This window comes from Pseudarthrobacter sp. NamE2, from assembly GCF_005796205.1.
Taxonomy (GTDB): Bacteria; Actinomycetota; Actinomycetes; order Actinomycetales; family Micrococcaceae; genus Arthrobacter.
This window is the reverse complement of the sequence record NZ_VAHN01000001.1, coordinates 152,470-171,121: the sequence shown is the minus strand read 5'-3', so window position 1 is coordinate 171,121 and position 18,652 is coordinate 152,470. Positions and strand designations below refer to the sequence as shown.

Sequence of the window (18,652 nt, the reverse complement as noted above, 5' to 3'; positions counted from 1 at the left end):
CATGGAAGAACCGCCGGTGCCTGCTGGGGCCAGCACCGGCGGCAGTCCGCTGCGGTAGAGGGTCGTACGGTCAGCGGGACTAGATGTCCTTCTTGCCCTCGTCGTTGAGGCGCTTCAGGGTTTCGTCGGGTGTTTCGGCCGGGGCAGCGCTGCTGCCGCCCTCGCGGCCAGTCAGGGACGAGGCATCGTCCGGTACGGCCGGAGCAGCAGGCTCGGGCTCTGCAACCACGGGCTCTGCAACCACGGGCTCGATGATCTTGGTGACAGCCTGGCGGTGGACGGTTGCGAGGTTTCCCGGGGACAGTTCAAGGGTGACCTTGTTCTCCGCGTCGTCGAGGTCGACGATGCGGCCGAAGAGACCGAAGCTGGTCATGACGTCGACGCCGGGGCCGAACTTCGACTGGAGCTCCGCCTGCTGCTGCTGCGTCTTCTTGTTGCGCCGGAACATCATGAAGATGAACACTCCGAGCATGACGAACAAGAGAATTGACATTAGATCCAAGGGGAATTCCGTTCCTTAAGTGCCGAACCGATTTTTCCGGCACGTCGGCCCTGTTCCGGCCAGGGGTCGGACTGACAGGCAGAAGCCTGGCGGAATCCCTTCCCCACGGTGGCGGCCAGTTTGTATGGCGCCGGCAGAAACTAAGGCCCGGACGTGCCGAGCGTCATACCAGTCTAAGGGGAAAAGCTGGACGGAGCCTGTTATTGACTTTCCGGGCCCCACTCCCCCGCCGCCGCGGCGGCATCGGAATCCGGCTCGAAGAGCTCCAGTTGTTCCTGTGCGAAGACACCCGACGGAATTGCATAACCGAGGTGCGTCCACGCCGGCGCCATGGCTATCCTGCCCCGCGGTGTCCGGCCCAGCAGGCCTTCCCGGACGAGGAAGGGCTCGGCGACGGTTTCGACGGTTTCGGTTTCTTCCCCTACCGCGATGGCCAGGGTGGACAGCCCCACCGGCCCGCCGCCGAACTTGGTGATGAGGGCTTCCAGGACGGAGCGGTCCAGGCGGTCCAGCCCCTTTTTGTCCACCTCGTACATGTCCAGGGCGGCCGAGGCCGCGCGGGCGTCGATCTGTTCAATGCCATGCACCAGCGCCCAGTCGCGGACGCGCCGCAGCAGCCGGTTGGCGATGCGGGGCGTTCCCCGGGAGCGGCCGGCGATCTCGGTAAAGCCGGCCGAGTTGACCTTCAGGTCAAGCAACCCGGCGGAGCGGCGCAGGACCAGTTCCAGCTCCGGCACGGAGTAGAACTCCAGGTGTCCGGTGAAACCGAAACGGTCGCGCAACGGTCCCGGAAGCAATCCCGCCCGGGTGGTGGCTCCCACCAGGGTGAAGGGCGGCAGCTCCAGGGGAATGGCGGTGGCCCCGGCCCCCTTGCCCACCACGATGTCCACCCGAAAGTCCTCCATGGCCATGTACAGCATCTCTTCGGCCGGGCGGGACATGCGATGGATTTCGTCGAGGAACAGGACCTCACCCTCGGACAGCGAGGACAGGATGGCAGCGAGGTCGCCCGCGTGCTGGATGGCCGGGCCGCTGCTGAGGCGCAGCGGGGCGTTCATTTCCGCGGCCACGATCATGGCCAGGGTGGTCTTGCCCAGGCCGGGCGGACCGGAAAAAAGCACGTGGTCCGCGGTACGGCCCCGCATGCGGGACGCCTTGAGCACCAGCGAAAGTTGCTTCCGGACCCGGTGCTGGCCCACGAAGTCGTCGAGGTTCTTCGGGCGGAGGGCGGCCTCGATGGCCCGTTCCTCCGGCTCCTCCCCCGCGGCCACCAGCGATGGTTCAGCCACGGCTGCCTACGCGGTTGCCGGCGCGTGCACCGTCCTGGCCCAGCCAGCGCAGCGTGGTCCGGAGGATTTCGGGCACGTTGCCGCGGAACGACACCTCGGGCTCATCCGCAAGGGCCTTGTCGATGCTGCTGGAAGCGTCCTTCTCGGACCAGCCCAGGCTGGTCATTGCGGCAACCACCTGCGGTTTCCAGGCGGCTTCGGCCGCGGTGGGCGCGGCTGCCGAACCGGCGGTGCCATGCGGCACCAGTTTCCCGGCGAGCTCCAGCACGATCCGTCCCGCCACCTTGGGACCGATGCCGGGCACCTTGGTGAACGTCTTGCTGTCACCTGTGTGCGCCGCAACCCTGATGGCCTCCGGATCGTGGACAGCCAGGACGGCAAGGGCCAGGCGTGGGCCCACCCCGCTGACGCTGAGGAGCACGTCGAATACTTCGCGCTCGTCGTCGGTGGCGAAGCCGAAAAGGGTGAGGGAATCCTCGCGGACGATCAGGGAGGTGAAGAGCTTGCCTTCCTCGCCGGTGCGCAGGCCGCTCAGGGTCTGCGGGGTGGCGAAGACGCTCATGCCGGCGCCGTTGAGGTCGATCACGGCCGTGGACAGGCCTATGTGCGCTACGGTTCCGCGGAGGAAACTGATCAAGGCCAAGCTCCTGGTGTCTGCCGTGCCCCGGGGCGGGAGGACCGGCTATCCGAACATATCTACGAATACCCTAGCAAGCAGCATGGACATTCAGCGGGCACGGCGCGCCTTGGCTTCCGCCTCCGCCCAGGCGCGCTGCGCGGGCGTGAGCGACGAACTTCCGGGTCCGGTGGTCGCGACTGCTGCACCGCTGCCCGCCCGCCAGGCGTGCGTGATGGCCAGCGCCAGCGCATCGGCGGCGTCGGCGGGCCGGGGCGGGGCTTCAAGGCGCAGGATTTTGGTGACGAGCTTTGTCACAGCGTCCTTGTTGGACGACCCGCTTCCCGTCACAGCGGCTTTGACCTCCGACGGCGTGTGCAGGGCCACCGGAATCCCCCGCCGGGCGGCGGCTGCGATGACCACGCCGGACGCTTGGGCGACGCCCATCACCGTGCTGACGTTGAGCTGGGAGAAGACGCGTTCGACGGCCAATACCTGCGGCTCGTAGCGGTCCAGCCATTCATCGATGGCGGAAGCGATCACCAGAAGGCGCTGGTCAAGGCTCTCCTCGGGCGTTGTTCCCACCACGCCGACGGCAACCATGGTGGCCCGCCGGTTGCGCTCCACATCCACTACGCCGATGCCGCAGCGCGTCAGGCCGGGGTCTACCCCCAGGACACGAAGCGTCACCTGCTTCCGCTCCCTGGCAGGAACCCGGCTTCAGCAGGCAAAGCCGGACGTCACTCGGATTCCAGGGCGGCCTGGACTTCGTCGCTGAAATCGGCGTTGCTGTAGACGTTCTGGACGTCGTCGAGGTCTTCCAGCGCGTCGGCAAGCCTCATGAACTTGCGTGCACCGTCCACGTCCAGCTCCACCTGCATGGAGGGCACGAATTCCACTTCATCGGTGTCGTATTCGATTCCGGCAGTGTTGAGGGCTTCACGGATGGCGGGCAGGTCACCGGGCTCGGAGTGGATTTCGAAGGATTCGCCGTTGTCCTTGACTTCTTCAGCTCCGGCGTCCAGGACTGCCATCAGGACGTCGTCCTCGCTGAGTCCGTTCTTGGGCAGGTTCACCACACCCTTCCGGGTGAACAGGTAGCTGACGGAGCCGGGATCGGCGATGGTGCCGCCATTGCGGGAGATGGCGAGGCGGACTTCGGACGCCGCCCGGTTCTTGTTGTCGGTAAGGCACTCGACCAGCAGCGCCGAGCCCTGCGGACCGCGGGCTTCGTACATGATCTCGGTGTAATCCACCACCTCGCCGGTCAGGCCTGCGCCGCGCTTGATGGCCCGGTCAATGTTGTCGTTGGGGACGGACGTCTTCTTCGCCTTGGTAACGGCAAGTTCCAGGCCGGGGTTGCCGGCCAGGTCCGGTCCGCCCATTCGTGCGGCTACTTCGATGTTCTTGATCAGCTTGGCGAACGACTTGGCACGCCGTGCGTCGATGACGGCCTTCTTGTGCTTGGTCGTCGCCCATTTGGAGTGGCCTGACATGCTTTACGCTTCTCCTCTGATCATGCGGATAAAAAGTTCATGTACGCGCTTCTCCCCTGTCACTTCCGGATGGAAGGAGGTGGCCAGCAGCCGGCCGGAACGCACTGCCACAATTCTAGCCGTCCCGGGCAGGGGGACTGCGTGGGACGCGTGCCCGGGTTCCGCGGGCTCCACCTGCGCCAGGACCTCCACGCCGGGGCCAACCCGCTCCACCCAGGGCCCGCGGATGAACACGGCATGCACCGGAGGCACGCCTTCTTCGCCCGCGCTGAAATCAAGCCCTTTGAATTCAAGGTCTGTTTCGAACGAGTCCCGCTGTCGGCCGAATGCGTTGCGGCGGACCGTCATGTCCAGCCCGCCGAACGTCTGCTGCGGGGCGCCTGAAAGATCAGTGGCGGGGTCCGCTATATCCGAGGCCAACAGGATCATTCCCGCACAGGACCCGTAGACCGGCAGCCCCTCGGTGATCCGCTCCCGCAGCGGTTCCGCGAGCTCGAAGGCCCGGGCCAGTTTGTCCATGGCGGTTGATTCACCGCCGGGAATGATCAGCCCGTCCAGGCCGTCCAGTTCCTTGGGCCGGCGGATTCCCACAGCCTCGGCCCCCGTGGCCTCTGCGGCGCTGAGGTGCTCCCGGAAGTCGCCCTGGAGCGCCAGGACGCCGATCCGCAGGCCTGAGCCCACGCGCGCGGAAGCAGCTGAAGTGGCATTTGTCATCCATCCAGCATACGGGGCCTGGCATGACCGACCGGTCCGCTGTCGGAGCCGGAGCGAAAGTTGCATGCCGCTGCTGGGATATATTCGAAACATGTTTTCCTTTAGTGTTCCGCTTGGCAAGTTGGTTCGCCGGGCATCCCGGCTCCGGGGCGGCGGTTCGGCCCTGCCGGGCCTGGTGGTCGAGAAAATCGACCCCGGCTTCATGCGGCGGACTCTCAGCACCCTCCCCCACGGCGTGGCGGTGGTCAGCGGCACCAACGGGAAGACCACCACCACCAAGATGGTGGTGGAACTGCTGGAAAGCCAGGGGCTCAAGGTCTTCACCAACCGGACAGGCAGCAATTTCACCCGCGGCGTTGCAGCTGCCCTGCTCGGTGAGGTGGACTGGCGCGGCCGGCTCGAGGCGGATATCGCTGTCCTGGAACTGGATGAAGCCCACGCCGTCCACTTCGTCAACAGTGTTCCGCCCCGCTACTGCCTCCTTCTCAATGTCCTCCGGGACCAGCTTGACCGGTTCGGCGAAATCGACAAGACGGCCCAGCTGCTCCAGCACATCGCCGCCAAAACCACTGGCACGGTGGTCCTGAATCGCGAAGACCCGCGGGTGGCCCGGATCGCCGAAACGCTCACGGGACAGGAAGTCCGGTACTTCGGCCTGGACGATTCACTGCTGGCTACCTTTCCGAACGATGACGACATGCGCGCCGCTCCCGGCAGCCCCGCCCCGGCGGACCTTCCGGAAAAGCCCGCAGCCGACGTCGTGCTTCGCAAAGTGGGCGCCGACAGCGCCGAGTTTGAGTACGACGGCGGCACGGTCACCACCGGGATGAAGTTGCGCGGGGTGTACAACATCTTCAACGCAGCCGCGGCCCTGACCCTGGCGCGAAGCATCTGCGGCGGAGGTGCCGTCGACGCGGACCACGCAACGCTGCTGGAAGCCCTCTCCCAGGTGGCGCCCGCCTTCGGCCGCGGCGAAAGCCTCACCGTCGATGGCCAGCCGCTGGACCTGGTGCTGGTCAAGAACCCGAGCGGCTTCCGGCTCGGGCTGAAGTCGTTTCCGGCCGGCGGCTACGCAACGATGATCGCCATCAACGACAACTACGCGGACGGCCGGGACATGTCCTGGCTGTGGGACGTGGAGTTCGACTCCCTTCGCGAAGAGGGCGTGGACCAGCTCACCGGTTCCCGCGCCTACGACATGGCGTTGCGGCTGCAGTATGACGAGGTTCCGTTCGGGGACGTGCAGCCGGACATCGCACCGGCCCTGGCCGCCTTCATCAGGGAAGCTGCCGGCAAGCCAAAACGCATCTTCTGCACCTACACCGCCATGCTGGCCATCCGCCGCGAACTGTCCAAGATCACCACCGTGGAGGTTGTCTCGTGAATCCGGAAACGTCCGCCGTCCCTGCCGCCGGCCAGGGGAAGGGCAGCCTCCGGGTGGTCCAGCTGTATCCCCGGGACATGAACATCTACGGCGACTGGGGCAACGCCCTGGTTCTGCAGCGACGGATCAGCTGGCACGGGTACACCCCCGAACTGCTGGAGTACAACGTGGGTGATCCGTTTCCCGACGACGTCGACATCATCGTGGGCGGCGGCGGCCAGGACAGCGGCCAACTGGTCATCCAGGAGGACCTGCAGGACCGGGCGGCCGCCTTGAAGGACCTCGCAGAGGACGGCACCCCCATGCTGCTTATTTGCGGCCTGTACCAGCTTTTTGGCCGGTTCTTCAAAACACGGACCGGTGCCGTGATTCCCGGCATCGGCGTCCTCGATGTTGAAACCCACGGCACCGACGAACGCCTGATCGGGAACGTGAAGGTTGCGACGCCCGAATTCGGGGAGGTCCTCGGCTACGAAAACCACAGCGGCCAGACCAGCCTGGGCAGCGGAGTCCGACCGCTGGGCACGACAGCCAAGGGAACCGGCAACAACAGCAGCGACGGGCACGAGGGCGCCCGCTACCGCAACATCGTGGCCAGCTACCTGCACGGATCCCTGCTGCCAAAGAACCCGGCCATCGCTGACTTCCTGATCCGCACAGCGGCGGAACGGAAGTTCGGATCGTTTGAACCCGGCCAACCGGACGACCGCTACGCGGAACTGGCCCGCGAACACGCCGGCCGCCGTCCCCGCTGACCTTACGGCTCGCGGGTGATGAGGAGTTCGCGGGCACCGGCCGCCGCCGCGCCCATCGATTCCACCACGCTCTGTGTCCGTTGCCGGGTTTCAGCGTCAGCCCCGGCTCCTTCACACGGTCCCTGCGGCGCGTCCGAAGCCACCGAGCACCAACGGTAGGGATTGCTGACGATCACGGACGGCGCCCAGGCGAGGTCGGTGACGGACCACTTGCCCGACTCGTCCTGTCCGAACTGTGCGCGCACCAGCAGGCCTTCATTGTTGACGGTATAAGTGGGCGAGAGCTCCGTAACCCCGTTGCCGAGCCCGTAGACAATCCAGGTGCCGTTGTAGTTTTCGATGGGCAGGACCGAATGCGTATGGTGCCCGTAGATCAGGTTGAACTGTCCGCTGTCCGCCAGGGCATGGGCAACGTCCAGCTGCTGGGCATTTGGGGCGCTGGAGTATTCGTCACCGGCATGCATCGCGGCGAGGACGATGTCGGCGCCCTGGGCCCTGGCCCTTTCCGCCTTGGCAATCATGGCCGGTGCGTCCAGCATGTCCACCTGCCACGGGTATTCCGCAACCAGTCCGTTGAGTCCGTAGGTGGCCTGGATGAGTGCCACCTTGGCGGCCGGCGTCTGCAGGATCAGGATTCCCGCGGACTCGTTCTCTGTCCGATAGGAGCCGGTGTGCTTCAGCCCTGCCGCGTCAAGGGCGTCAAGCGTACGCAGCAGGCCGTCCGTGCCGCGGTCGATTGTGTGGTTGCTGGCGGTGGTGCAGGCCTGGTAGCCCACTTCTTTTGCGGCTGCAATGATCTGGGGTGGAACGTTGAAGGACGGGTAGGTGGAGAACGGCCCTTCCGGTCCCGCCACCGGCGTCTCCTGGTGGCAGACGGCAAGGTCGCTGTTGCTGATGTAGCGGCGCTGGCCCTCCAGCAGGGGAACGAAATCCAAGCCGGGCTTACCCGCGGCCGCAGCGTCCTGCTGCGCCTGGTGCCACAACTCATCGTGCACCAGCATGTCGCCGGTGACCAGCACCGTGGTGCAGCGAAGAACCGGGCAGCCGAGACCCTTGCCGGGCGTCGGGGTTGGTGCAGCTGTGGCTGGAGGTTCGGTCACGGGATCAGCGGCAGGCGTGCCCGTCGCTGATGTGGTGGACTGCGCAGCAGGCGTGGAGGTTCCGTTTTGTTCGGCGAGCAGGCCGCAGCCGGCCAGCACACCCGGGAGAGTGAGTGCTCCGGCCAACGACATTGCCAGGGCGCAGACGCGCAAGCGCCACGCCGACAACCCGGCTACGGTCCCCATAACCGCCATTGTAAGGACGGTCACGTCCCGGAATCGATATTTCGCCGCGTTGAGAAGCGTGCCGTGCTGTGAAAGGTTTACCTCATGACGAACCCCCTCCTGGCCCCGAGTCCCCTGCCCTACGGGTTGCCGCCGTTCAATGAGATCGACTCCTCCCATTACGCGGAAGCCATCGAGGCCGGGCTGGCGGAGCACCTGGCCGAAATCCAGGCAATTGCGGACAACCCGGAGCCGGCAGGGTTCGAAAACACTGTGGTGGCCATGGAACGCTCCGGCCGCCTTTTGGAGCGCGCCGCGGCAGCCTTCTTCACGCTGGTGTCCGCCGACGCTTCGGACGAAATCCGGGAACTCGAGACGACGTTCTCACCACGGTTTTCCGCCCACCAGGACGATATCTACTTGAACCGTGCGCTGTTCGAGAGGTTCGCCGCTGTTGATGGCTCCGCCTGCGGCCCCGAAGCGGCACGCCTGCTGGAGGAGTACCTGAAGGAGTTCCGGCAGTCCGGCATCCAGCTCGACGGGCCGGCGCAGGAAAGGCTTAAGGCCATCAACGCCGAACTTGCCCGGCTCGGTACTGAATTCGGCCAGCGCGTGAAGGAGGGAATGAAGTCGGCGGCCCTCCTGCTCGACAGCGCAGATGAACTCGCCGGCCTGCCGGCGGACGACGTCGCCAGCGCAGCCGAAGCTGCCCGGGCAGCCGGCCACGGCGGGAAGTACCTGCTGACCCTGGTGCAGCCCGGCAACCAGCCTGCCCTCGCCGCGCTTGAAAACCGGGACGTCCGCCGTCGTCTCTTCGAAGCGTCCGTGGCCCGCGGCAGCGGCGGCGGGAAGCTCGACGTGCTGGAACTGGCCCGGCAGATGAGCGGCCTGCGGGCTGACAAAGCGGCCCTCCTGGGCTTCGCCAACTACGCTGAGCTCGTGGTGGACCGGCAGACCGCACCGGACTTCGGGTCGGTCCAGACAATGCTCGCCCGGATGGCCCCGTCAGCCGTCCGCAATGCCGATGCCGAGGCCGCCGCGCTGGCCGAAGCCGCCGGCCACCCGCTGGAGGCCTGGGACTGGGCCTACTACTCGGCGAAGGTCCGCAAGGAGAAGTACGAGGTTGACGAGCAGGCGCTCCGGCCGTACTTCGAACTGGACCGGGTCCTCCAGGATGGCGTCTTCTTTGCGGCCAACTCCCTCTACGGCATCACCTTCCATGAACGCCCGGATCTGGCCGGCTACCACCCCGACGTGCGGGTCTGGGAGGTGCGCAACGGGGATGGCAGCGGCCTTGGCCTGTTCCTGGGCGACTACTACAGCCGGGAATCCAAACGCGGCGGGGCCTGGATGAACTCGCTCGTTGAACAGTCAGCCTTGCTGGGGACCCGGCCCGTGGTTATCAATAACCTCAACATTTCAAAGCCCCCGGCCGGCGAACCAACGCTGCTGACCCTGGATGAACTCCGCACCGCGTTCCACGAGTTCGGCCATGCCCTGCACGGGCTTTTCTCGAGCGTCACCTATCCGCGTTTCTCCGGAACATCCGTGCCCCGCGACTTTGTTGAGTACCCGTCGCAGGTCAACGAGATGTGGATCATGTGGCCGGAGGTTCTGGCCAACTACGCGCGGCATCACGTCACGGGCGAACCGCTGCCGCAGGATGTTGTGGACAAGCTGAATGAATCCCGGTTGTGGGGTGAGGGCTTTGCCACCACGGAGTACCTCGGCGCTGCACTGCTGGATCTTGCCTGGCACGTGCTGGAGCCCGGCGAAGTTCCGGACGACGCCCTGGAGTTCGAGGCGAAAGCCCTGGCTGCGGCAGGAATCGCCCATCCCCTGATTCCGCCCCGGTACCGGACGGGCTACTTCCAGCACATCTTCGCGGGTGCAGGGTACGCGGCGGGCTACTACTCGTACATCTGGAGCGAGGTGCTGGACGCCGAGACGGTGGACTGGTTCAGCGAAAACGGCGGACTAACCCGCGCCAACGGGGAACGGTTCCGGCAGGAACTGCTGTCGCGCGGCAACAGCCGCGACCCCCTGAATTCCTTCCGCACCCTCCGCGGCCGCGACGCAAGGCTGGAACCCCTCCTGAAACGCCGCGGCCTCGAATAGAACGCGCCACTTCTCTGCAAGAAAAAGGACGACGCCGGTCCCCCACCACAGAAGGTGAGGGACCGGCGTCGTCATCTCATGAGTGAAGTGCACCGCGGCGACAGGCGGTGGTGATCCGTCAGCGTGCGTAAAAGGGCCCCCGCGCCCCGACCAGCGATAAAGCTGCCGAGGGAGCGCGGGGAATAGCACGCAGAGGATCAGCGCTGCCAGGCGCCCACAAGGCGCGAGGAGAAAATTACCAGCCGCGCTCGGCGAGGCGGTGCGGCTGGGGGATCTCGTCGACGTTGATGCCCACCATGGCTTCGCCCAGGCCACGGGAGGCCTTGGCGATGACGTCGGGGTCGTCGTAGAAGGTGGTGGCCTTCACGACGGCGGCGGCGCGCTGGGCGGGGTTGCCGGACTTGAAGATACCCGAGCCAACGAACACGCCGTCAGCGCCGAGCTGCATCATCATGGCAGCGTCGGCGGGGGTGGCGATGCCGCCGGCGGTGAACAGCACCACCGGGAGCTTGCCGGTGGAGGCAACTTCCTTGACCAGCTCGTAAGGGGCCTGCAGCTCCTTCGCCGCAACGTACAGCTCGTCCTCCGGAAGGGCGGCGAGCTTGAGCAGCTCGGCGCGGATCTGGCGCATGTGCGTGGTTGCGTTGGAGACGTCGCCGGTGCCGGCCTCGCCCTTGGAACGGATCATCGCCGCACCCTCGTTGATGCGGCGCAGCGCCTCACCGAGGTTGGTGGCACCGCAGACGAAGGGAACGGTGAAGTTCCACTTGTCGATGTGGTTGGTGTAGTCGGCCGGCGTCAGGACCTCGGACTCGTCAATGTAGTCCACGCCCAGCGACTGCAGGACCTGGGCCTCGACGAAGTGGCCGATGCGGGCCTTGGCCATGACCGGGATGGACACGGCATCGATGATCTGGTCGATCATGTCCGGATCGGACATCCGGGACACGCCGCCCTGGGCGCGGATATCGGCCGGAACGCGTTCCAGCGCCATTACAGCAACAGCACCGGCGTCCTCGGCGATGCGGGCCTGTTCGACATTGACGACGTCCATGATGACGCCGCCCTTGAGCATCTCGGCCATGCCCCGCTTCACGCGGCTGCTGCCCGTGAAGCTGTTCGCGGACGAACCGGCCTCGCTGCTTACATCAGGTGTAGACACAAAAACCCCTATGGGTAGATAGATGACCTTCGCCGCGCGTGCAGGCGGCAGATGCCGTACTGTGCACACACGGATTTTGCCGGAACATTGACCGGGCAGTCCTAATACTAGTCCCCCGGCGGCCGGCCGGCTTAATCATGCTTAATCCGCAGTTGACGGTTCTGCCTGGGCCTGCCGGCGGACGGAAAGTACCCGCTGGACCACGGTGACAAGGCTTGCCAGCGCGAGGAGCACCAGGGTCACCTGGAGCACCACCGGAGGCAGGCCCAGGCCCGTGAGGCCGGTGACCACCAGGACCGAAACGAGGCGTTCGGCGCGTTCGGCGATTCCCACGTTGGCGGTGAAGCCGAGGGACTCCGCTTTGGCCCGGGCATAGGAAACCACCATGCCCAGAACCAGGCAGAGCGTGGCCGCCACGGCGATGGGAGTGTTGGCCCCTGCGGTGAAGAACCAGACGGCCAGCCCCGCGAAAAGCGCACCGTCCGCGATCCGGTCGAGGGTGGAGTCGAGGAAGTTGCCCCACCGGCTTTTCACGTCCTGCATCCTGGCCATGATGCCGTCCAGGACGTCGGAGAAGATGAAGGCGGTGATGAAGAGCGTTCCCCAGAAGAGCTGCCCCAGGGGATAGAACACCAGGGCACCAACAACAACTCCGGCGGTGCCGATAACCGTCACCGCGTCAGGGGAAACACCGATCCGAAGCAACCAGCGTGCAAGCGGGGTGAACAGCGCAGTGAAGAAACCGCGCGCGTGCCTATTCAGCATCCGTCTCCCCGGGCCAGGCATCTGCCACCTGCTGGCGGACCTCATCGAGTGTCTGGGTGATGGCCTTCGTTTGGGCAATGATGGGGAAAAAGTTGCCGTCCCCACCCCAGCGCGGAACCACGTGCTGGTGCAGGTGGGCGGCGATGCCGGCGCCGCCCACCACACCCTGGTTCATGCCAAGGTTGAACCCGCCGGGGTTCGCCACCTTCCGCAGGACCCGCATGGCCGTTTGCGTCAGGTCGGCGAATTCCGCGGTCTCCTCCACCGTCAGGTCCGTGTAGTCAGGGATGTGGCGGTAGGGGCATACCAGCAGATGCCCGGGGTTGTAGGGAAACAGGTTGAGCACCACGTAGCAGGTCTTCCCGCGGTGGACGATGAGCGCGTCTTCGTCCGTGCGGCCTGGCCCGACGCAGAAGGGACAGTCATCTTCGTTCTTGAACTGGTGCTGCCCGCCCTTGATGTAGGCCATGCGGTGCGGAGTCCACAGGCGCTGGAAAGCGTCCGGGACACCGGCGAGGGCAAAGTCGTCGGTAACGCCGGCATCACCGGGATACCCTCCGCCTGTGTTCTCCTGCACGCTGCTGTTCCGTTCCGTCAGCTGGTCCGGTTACGGACGGCTTCCGTGATCCGCTTGACGGCTTCCGCCACCGGCACCCCGTTGTCCTGGCTTCCGTCGCGGAAGCGGAAGGACACGGCGCCGGCCTCGGCGTCGTCGCCGCCTGCGATCAGCACAAACGGGATCTTGTCCTTACTGGCCGTGCGGATCTTCTTCGGGAAGCGGTCCGAGGAAGTGTCCACCTCGGCGCGGATGCCTGCCGCCTTGAGCTGACCCACGACGTCGAACATGTAGTCGTTGAACGCTTCCGCCACAGGGATGCCCACCACCTGGACGGGTGCCAGCCATGCGGGGAAGGCACCTGCGTAGTGCTCCGTGAGCACACCCATGAAGCGCTCGATGGAACCGAACAGTGCGCGGTGGATCATGACCGGACGCTGGCGGGTACCGTCCGCTGCCTGGAACTCAAGCTCGAAGCGCTCGGGAAGGTTGAAGTCCAGCTGGATGGTGGACATCTGCCAGGTGCGGCCCAGGGCGTCCTTGGCCTGCACCGAGATCTTGGGGCCATAGAAGGCCGCCCCGCCCGGATCCGGGACCAGTTCCAGCCCCGATTCCTGGGCCACCTCGGCAAGCGTACGGGTGGCTTCTTCCCAGGTGGCGTCGTCGCCGACGTACTTTTCCGGGTCCTTGGTGGACAGCTCCAGGTAGAAGTCGTTCAGCCCGTAGTCCTTGAGCAGGCCCAGGACGAAGTTCAGGGTCTTTGTGAGTTCATCCTTCATCTGCTCGCGGGTGCAGTAGATGTGGGCGTCGTCCTGGGTCATACCGCGGACGCGGGTGAGTCCGTGCACCACGCCGGATTTCTCGTACCGGTAGACGGACCCGAACTCGAACAGGCGCAGTGGCAGTTCGCGGTAGGAGCGGCCGCGCGACCTGAAGATCAGGTTGTGCATGGGGCAGTTCATCGGCTTCAGGTAGTAGTCCTGGCCGGGCTTGCGCACAGTGCCGTCCTCGTTGAGTTCGGCGTCCACTTGCATGGCCGGGAACATGCCTTCCTTGTACCAGTCCAGGTGGCCTGACACCTCGTACAGGTGCCCCTTGGTGATGTGGGGCGTGTACACAAACTCGTAGCCGGCCTCGACGTGCCGCTGGCGTGAGTAGTCCTCCATCTCCTTGCGGATGATGCCGCCTTTGGGATGGAACACCGGCAGGCCGGAACCGAGCTCGTCAGGGAACGAGAACAGGTCCAGTTCCGAACCAAGCTTGCGGTGGTCGCGGCGCTCGGCCTCAGCAATGCGTTCCTGGTACGCCTTCAATGCGTCCTTGGTGGGCCAGGCGGTGCCGTAGATGCGCTGCAGCTGCTGGTTTTTCTGGTTGCCCAGCCAATACGCGGAAGAGGACCGGGTCAGGGCGAAAGCGTTGGAGATCAGTTTGGTGTTGGGCAGGTGCGGCCCGCGGCACAGGTCGCACCAGACCGTGGTGCCGTCCTTGCGCTCCACGTTGTCGTAGATGGTGATGTCGCCGGCGCCGACCTCCACGTTCACGCCTTCACCGGCCTCGGCGGCGTCGTTCTTCTTGCCCAGCAGCTCAAGTTTGTAGGGCTCGTTCTTCATGGCCTCGCGGGCCTCGTCCTCGTTTACCACGCGGCGGACGAACTTCTGGTTCTGGTTGATGATCTTCTGCATCATCTTTTCGAGGGTCTTGAGGTCCTCCGGTGTGAAGGGCTCGGCGACGTCGAAATCGAAGTAGAAACCGTCGGTGATGTAGGGCCCGATTCCGAGCTTGGCGTCCGGACGCAGCTGCTGCACCGCCTGGGCCATGACGTGGGCGGTGGAGTGCCGGAGCACGTTCAGTCCGTCAGGCGAATCGATGGTGACGCCTTCGACGTCGGCACCCTCCGGAAGTTCCTGGTCCAGGTCTTTCAGTTCACCGTTGACGCGGGCCACAACGACATCGCGGCGCTCAAAGAAGAGTTCCGCACCGGTTGTCCCGGTAGTCACCTTTGTCTCTTCGCCATCGACGACGAGGGTGATCTGCTGGGCATCTGACACGGGTGTCTCCTATTCAAAGTTCAGGCTTCATAGCTTGTGGCATACAGGGACCACAGCCAGCCATCGTCAATGCTATCCGTTCAATGTAGGGCCGACCAACGCGGCACACGGCAGGGTCAACCGTTGAATCCGGTGATGGCGAGGCTCCTGCTGATGCCGTCCAGCGGGTGCTCAACCTCCGGTTCCGGTGCTGCGGCATCCGGGAACGGCAGGGTTTCTGTCCTGCTCAGGTCCCAGGCCATGCTGGCACTGAGGCTGATCCCCCGGGGACCCGTGCGGCGCGTGGTGCCGCGGATCAGCAGCAGGCGGGTACCAAACAGCAGGCTTCCGGCGTATTCCTGTGCTTCATGGAAGAAGACCGAATCGACGCAGCCGGTGCCGTCGTCGATGCTGATGAAAACCACCCTCCTGCCGCCCCGCATCGGGGGTGTCTGCGTGGCAACGCGGACGCCGGCCACCAGCACCTCTGTCCCGTTGCGCAGGCCAAGGAGTTTGTCCGCCGTGGTTACACCCAGCTTGTCCAGCAGGGGCCGGTGGCTGTCCATCAGGTGGCTGCTGACATCAACGGCCATCAGGTCAAGTTCTGAACGCACGTTTTCCACGAGGGTGGGTGCGGGCAGGCCAGGGCTGACATTGCGCAGTTCCACATCACCCAACGGCAGGGACAGCTGGCCCTCGAGGACCTCGACGCCTTTCCTGCTGCTTCCTGAGGACTGGAGTTTCTGCAGGTGGTGCACCAGGTCCGCGCGGTTTGCTGTTCCGCCGGCTTCCCGGTGCAGGAAATCAAAGGCGCCAAGCTGGGCCAGCCTCTTGATGCCCGGCTTGCTGATCCTGGACCTGGTCCTCAGGTCCGCGAGCGAGTCGTAGGGCTGGCCTGCCACGATCCTTTTCAGCTCTGCACCGGAAAGCCCGTAGATCCCGTTTAGGCTCAGGCGGATCCCCAATTTACCGGCGTCCTGCCCTTCAAGGATCCGTTCCACACGGTACTCCGCCTTGCTCCGGTTGATATCCAGGGGAAGGATCGGGATGCCCAGCCGCCGCGCTTCGGACACCAGCAGCCGTTTGGGGTACATGCCGGGATCATGTTCCCACAGACCAGCAAGGAATGCCTCCGGATGGTGGGCTTTGAGCCAGGCCGACTGGTAGGTGGGTACTGCAAAGGCAGCCCCGTGTGCCTTGCAGAAACCGAAGCTGGCGAAGGACTTCAAGGTTTCCCAGACCTTGTCCACCACGTCAGGGGAAAACCCTTTGGCTTTTGCCCCCCGCCGGAAAAACTCCTCTACCTGGAATACCCCGGTTTCGCTGCTCAAGGCCCTGCGGAACTCGTCTGCCTTTGCCAGCCCGCACCCGGTCATAACGTGGAAGGTCCGAAGGATCTGCTCATGGAACACCGTCACCCCGTGGGTTTCCTGCAGCACCGGTTTCAGGAGGGGGTGCGGATAGACCTCCGGAGCGAAACCGTGCCGGTGCTCCAGGAATGGCCGGACCATGTCTGATTTCATGGGTCCGGGACGGAAGAGGGAGATGTCGATGATCAGGTCATTGAACTCCCGCGGGGCCATTTTGCCGATCAGTTCCCGCTGCCCGGGGGATTCGATCTGGAAGCAGCCAAGGGTATGGGTGCTCCTGATCAGCTCATAGGTTGCTTCGTCATCAAGGGGTACGGCATTGAGGTCGATGTGCCCGTTGTCTGCGATGTAGTCCGGTCCGGTACCGTCGGGGCCAGAAGGATGGCGGCCAGCCTTGACCACCTCTCCCTTGGAATTATGGATGCGGATAATTTCCCTGACGGCAAAAGCCATGGCACTCTGCATCCGGACTCCCAGGACGTCCAGCTTGAGCATGCCCATGGGATCCATGTCGTGTTTATCGAACTGGCTCATGGGCAGGCCAATGCCACTGGGCTGGACGGGGGTGCGGTCCAGGAGGGTGGCATCACCCAGGATCACTCCGCAGGGGTGCATGGAGATGTGCCGCGGAAGACGGTCAAGGCGTTCAGTCAGGTCAACCAGCATGTCCAGTTGCTGGTTTCCGTCAACATCCCGCTGGTCAACCCTCCCGGCAAACTCCCGCAGTTCAGGTTTCTCCTGCAACGCTTCCCGGAACTTCCTGGCTGAAAAGCGCCACAACTGCTTGGCAATCTCCCCTACTTCGCCCTCGTCCATGCCGAGTGCCAGACCGGCGTCGCGGACCGCTCCCCTGGCCCGGTAGCCGTTCTGCATGCTCATCAGCGTGACCCGTTCCGGGCCGAACCGCTCAAAAATGCGACGGTAAACGTTGTGGCGTTCAGCGCTTTCAACGTCGATGTCGATGTCCGGCAGGGTTGACCTGTCCTGCGAGAGGAAGCGTTCAAAGATCAGGTCATGCTGCAGCGGGTTCACGTGGCTTACATCGGTGAGGTAGTTGACCAGGCTTGATGCACCCGACCCCCGGGCAGCAGCCCGGACCCCCATCTCCTGGATCATCCGTGACACTTCGGCGACCGTCAGGAAGTAGGAAGAGAAGCCGAGGTCCCGGATAATCCCGAGTTCATGGTCCAGCCGTGCCAGCACGGTCCTTTCGGCCGCACCTGAGACCCCAGGGAACCGCCTGCCGATGCCTGACCGGCATCTTTGAACCAGTTCTGCATGGGGGTCCTGGCTGATTCCTATGACAGAAGCCTCCGGCACAACGGGCTGCTTCCATCCCATGTCAGTTACGGGGTCGATGCGGCACAGATCCGCGAGCGCCTCGGTTTGCGCCATCAGCTGTTTGAGGTCGGCCATACCGTACCCTGCGGCGGAAATAATTTCCTTGCCAAGCTGAAGCATCTGGCCAGCATTTTTCAGCCATCCCTGGCCTGTAGGCTGCAGCAGCGGCTCGGCGGCGAGTTCCGGAAGCGACTTCAAGGTCCGGGCAGAATCAAGCACGTCGGCTGTGGGCGCGCCATCCGCAGCGCAGTACCGGACAGCGTTGGTCAGGATTGCCGGCACGTGGTGTTCCTCGGCCAGCCTCAGCATGCGCACTGCGTGGGCTGTGCTCAGCGGCGAACCCGGTGCACTCAGCTGGGAGACGATTTCGGCAACAACCGTGCCGCCGGGCATGACATCAAGCCATTGCTTGAAGAGGGTCCGGGGCCGGAGATAGCGGCGGCCGCCCATGGCGCGGCCAACATCGGAATCCGGTCCGATCAGAACTGTCAGCACCGGCTTGAGGGTGTGCGGATCGAGGGTGCGGGAGGCCAGTTCCGCCCGGCTGACAGCTACCGGGACGGCTCCCCCCGCCTTCCCGGAAGTCCTGGCATGGGCGTCAGAAATGAGCCGGCACAACGCCCTGTATCCGGCACCGTTGTTATGGCCGCGGGCAAGCACCACTACCCTGCCTGCCACCTGGGTGCGGTGATCGCCGTCGTCGTCCAGGACAGCAAGGTCCACTCCAACAATGGGATCCAGCCCTGCGTCCATGCAGGCCTTCAGGTGCTTGATGGTTCCATAGAGGCCGTCGCGGTCTGTGCAGGCAAGCGCAGTGGCTCCATCCGCGGCGGCAGCCTGGGCCAGTTCTTCCGGCCACGAGACCCCGTAATGGGCGCTGAAGGCTGTGGAGACGTGGAGGTGCGTAAAGCTCATGCTGTTCTGGGCTGAAGGGCGTCGTGGATCCGCAGGAGCCGCCAGCGGCCGCTCCTGATATGCCTGGTGAGGTCAAGGGTGAGGGGTTCCTGGACCTTGCCTTTTCCCGTGCCGCTGCCGGCAGGCAGCACCTGGACACGCCAGATCTCGTGGTCTACCACGCCGGGACCGCTTCCCAACGGCGCCCTGCTGTCTTCAGCCCACCACTGGCGGCGTTCATACCAGCGCAACGGTTCCGCGCAGACTTCGTAGGAGCGCCCGGTCCACACCAGGCTTTGAGGCTGCCCGTCCGGGGCGCAAACGACAGCAACAGCTTCGCTGAACATGCCCATGGCGCCTCCTGACGGACTGTTGCGTATTCGAACATGTGTTCGAAC

16 protein-coding genes are annotated in these 18,652 nt (G+C 64.9%); 3 read left to right on the top strand and 13 right to left on the bottom strand.

Features of this window, described 5'->3' with window-relative positions:
- Window positions 1-79: 79 nt before the first annotated feature.
- From yajC to pdxT, 6 genes are all read right to left on the bottom strand, one after another.
- Window positions 80-493 (bottom strand): preprotein translocase subunit YajC, encoded by a 414-nt coding sequence (gene yajC / locus FDW83_RS00840; RefSeq protein ID WP_138135731.1) that lies wholly within the window; start codon window positions 491-493, stop codon window positions 80-82.
- Between the two features lie 209 nt (window positions 494-702).
- Entirely contained in the window at window positions 703-1,791 is a 1,089-nt protein-coding gene (gene ruvB / locus FDW83_RS00835) for a Holliday junction branch migration DNA helicase RuvB (protein WP_138135730.1), read from the bottom strand.
- A complete protein-coding gene (gene ruvA / locus FDW83_RS00830; protein WP_138135729.1) occupies window positions 1,784-2,428 on the bottom strand; it encodes a Holliday junction branch migration protein RuvA in 645 nt (214 codons plus the stop codon). Before ruvA ends, ruvB begins: the two co-directional genes overlap by 8 nt.
- Window positions 2,429-2,518: 90 nt before the next feature.
- On the bottom strand, window positions 2,519-3,097 hold the full coding sequence (gene ruvC / locus FDW83_RS00825) for a crossover junction endodeoxyribonuclease RuvC (protein WP_138135728.1): 579 nt from the start codon (window positions 3,095-3,097) through the stop codon (window positions 2,519-2,521).
- 50 nt (window positions 3,098-3,147) lie between these two features.
- Window positions 3,148-3,903 (bottom strand): YebC/PmpR family DNA-binding transcriptional regulator, encoded by a 756-nt coding sequence (locus FDW83_RS00820; RefSeq protein WP_138135727.1) that lies wholly within the window; start codon window positions 3,901-3,903, stop codon window positions 3,148-3,150.
- Window positions 3,904-3,906: 3 nt separating this feature from the next.
- The gene (pdxT, locus tag FDW83_RS00815) at window positions 3,907-4,617 is read right to left on the bottom strand and encodes a pyridoxal 5'-phosphate synthase glutaminase subunit PdxT (RefSeq protein ID WP_138135726.1); all 711 of its coding nucleotides are present in this window, start codon (window positions 4,615-4,617) and stop codon (window positions 3,907-3,909) included.
- 91 nt (window positions 4,618-4,708) lie between these two features.
- Here pdxT and FDW83_RS00810 point away from each other — a divergent pair, with 91 nt between their 5' ends.
- Entirely contained in the window at window positions 4,709-6,001 is a 1,293-nt protein-coding gene (locus FDW83_RS00810) for a Mur ligase family protein (RefSeq protein WP_171027398.1), read from the top strand.
- Window positions 5,998-6,756, top strand: a complete 759-nt coding sequence (locus FDW83_RS00805; RefSeq protein WP_138135724.1) for a type 1 glutamine amidotransferase — start codon at window positions 5,998-6,000, stop codon at window positions 6,754-6,756. The genes FDW83_RS00810 and FDW83_RS00805 overlap by 4 nt, the downstream gene beginning before the upstream one ends.
- A gap of 2 nt (window positions 6,757-6,758) precedes the next feature.
- Here FDW83_RS00805 and FDW83_RS00800 read toward each other — a convergent pair whose 3' ends face one another.
- On the bottom strand, window positions 6,759-8,042 hold the full coding sequence (locus FDW83_RS00800; RefSeq protein ID WP_138135723.1) for a CapA family protein: 1,284 nt from the start codon (window positions 8,040-8,042) through the stop codon (window positions 6,759-6,761).
- Window positions 8,043-8,126: 84 nt separating this feature from the next.
- Here FDW83_RS00800 and FDW83_RS00795 point away from each other — a divergent pair, with 84 nt between their 5' ends.
- Window positions 8,127-10,139, top strand: coding sequence for a M3 family metallopeptidase (locus FDW83_RS00795; protein ID WP_138135722.1), 2,013 nt, complete (start codon window positions 8,127-8,129; stop codon window positions 10,137-10,139).
- A 235-nt stretch (window positions 10,140-10,374) separates the two neighbouring features.
- Here the strand turns inward: FDW83_RS00795 and pdxS are convergent, their stop codons facing one another.
- From pdxS to FDW83_RS00765, 6 genes are all read right to left on the bottom strand, one after another.
- Window positions 10,375-11,301: a pyridoxal 5'-phosphate synthase lyase subunit PdxS gene (pdxS, locus tag FDW83_RS00790; RefSeq protein ID WP_138135721.1), complete on the bottom strand. Its 927-nt coding sequence runs from the start codon at window positions 11,299-11,301 to the stop codon at window positions 10,375-10,377.
- Between the two features lie 141 nt (window positions 11,302-11,442).
- Entirely contained in the window at window positions 11,443-12,066 is a 624-nt protein-coding gene (gene pgsA, locus FDW83_RS00785) for a phosphatidylinositol phosphate synthase (protein WP_138135720.1), read from the bottom strand.
- Window positions 12,056-12,643, bottom strand: coding sequence for an HIT domain-containing protein (locus tag FDW83_RS00780; protein WP_138135719.1), 588 nt, complete (start codon window positions 12,641-12,643; stop codon window positions 12,056-12,058). The genes pgsA and FDW83_RS00780 overlap by 11 nt, the downstream gene beginning before the upstream one ends.
- A 17-nt stretch (window positions 12,644-12,660) precedes the next feature.
- A complete protein-coding gene (thrS, locus tag FDW83_RS00775; protein WP_138135718.1) occupies window positions 12,661-14,670 on the bottom strand; it encodes a threonine--tRNA ligase in 2,010 nt (669 codons plus the stop codon).
- A gap of 116 nt (window positions 14,671-14,786) precedes the next feature.
- A complete protein-coding gene (locus FDW83_RS00770) occupies window positions 14,787-18,275 on the bottom strand; it encodes a DNA polymerase III subunit alpha (RefSeq protein ID WP_138135717.1) in 3,489 nt (1,162 codons plus the stop codon).
- The gene (locus FDW83_RS00765) at window positions 18,272-18,607 is read right to left on the bottom strand and encodes a DUF6504 family protein (protein WP_138135716.1); all 336 of its coding nucleotides are present in this window, start codon (window positions 18,605-18,607) and stop codon (window positions 18,272-18,274) included. Before FDW83_RS00765 ends, FDW83_RS00770 begins: the two co-directional genes overlap by 4 nt.
- Window positions 18,608-18,652 lie beyond the last annotated feature (45 nt).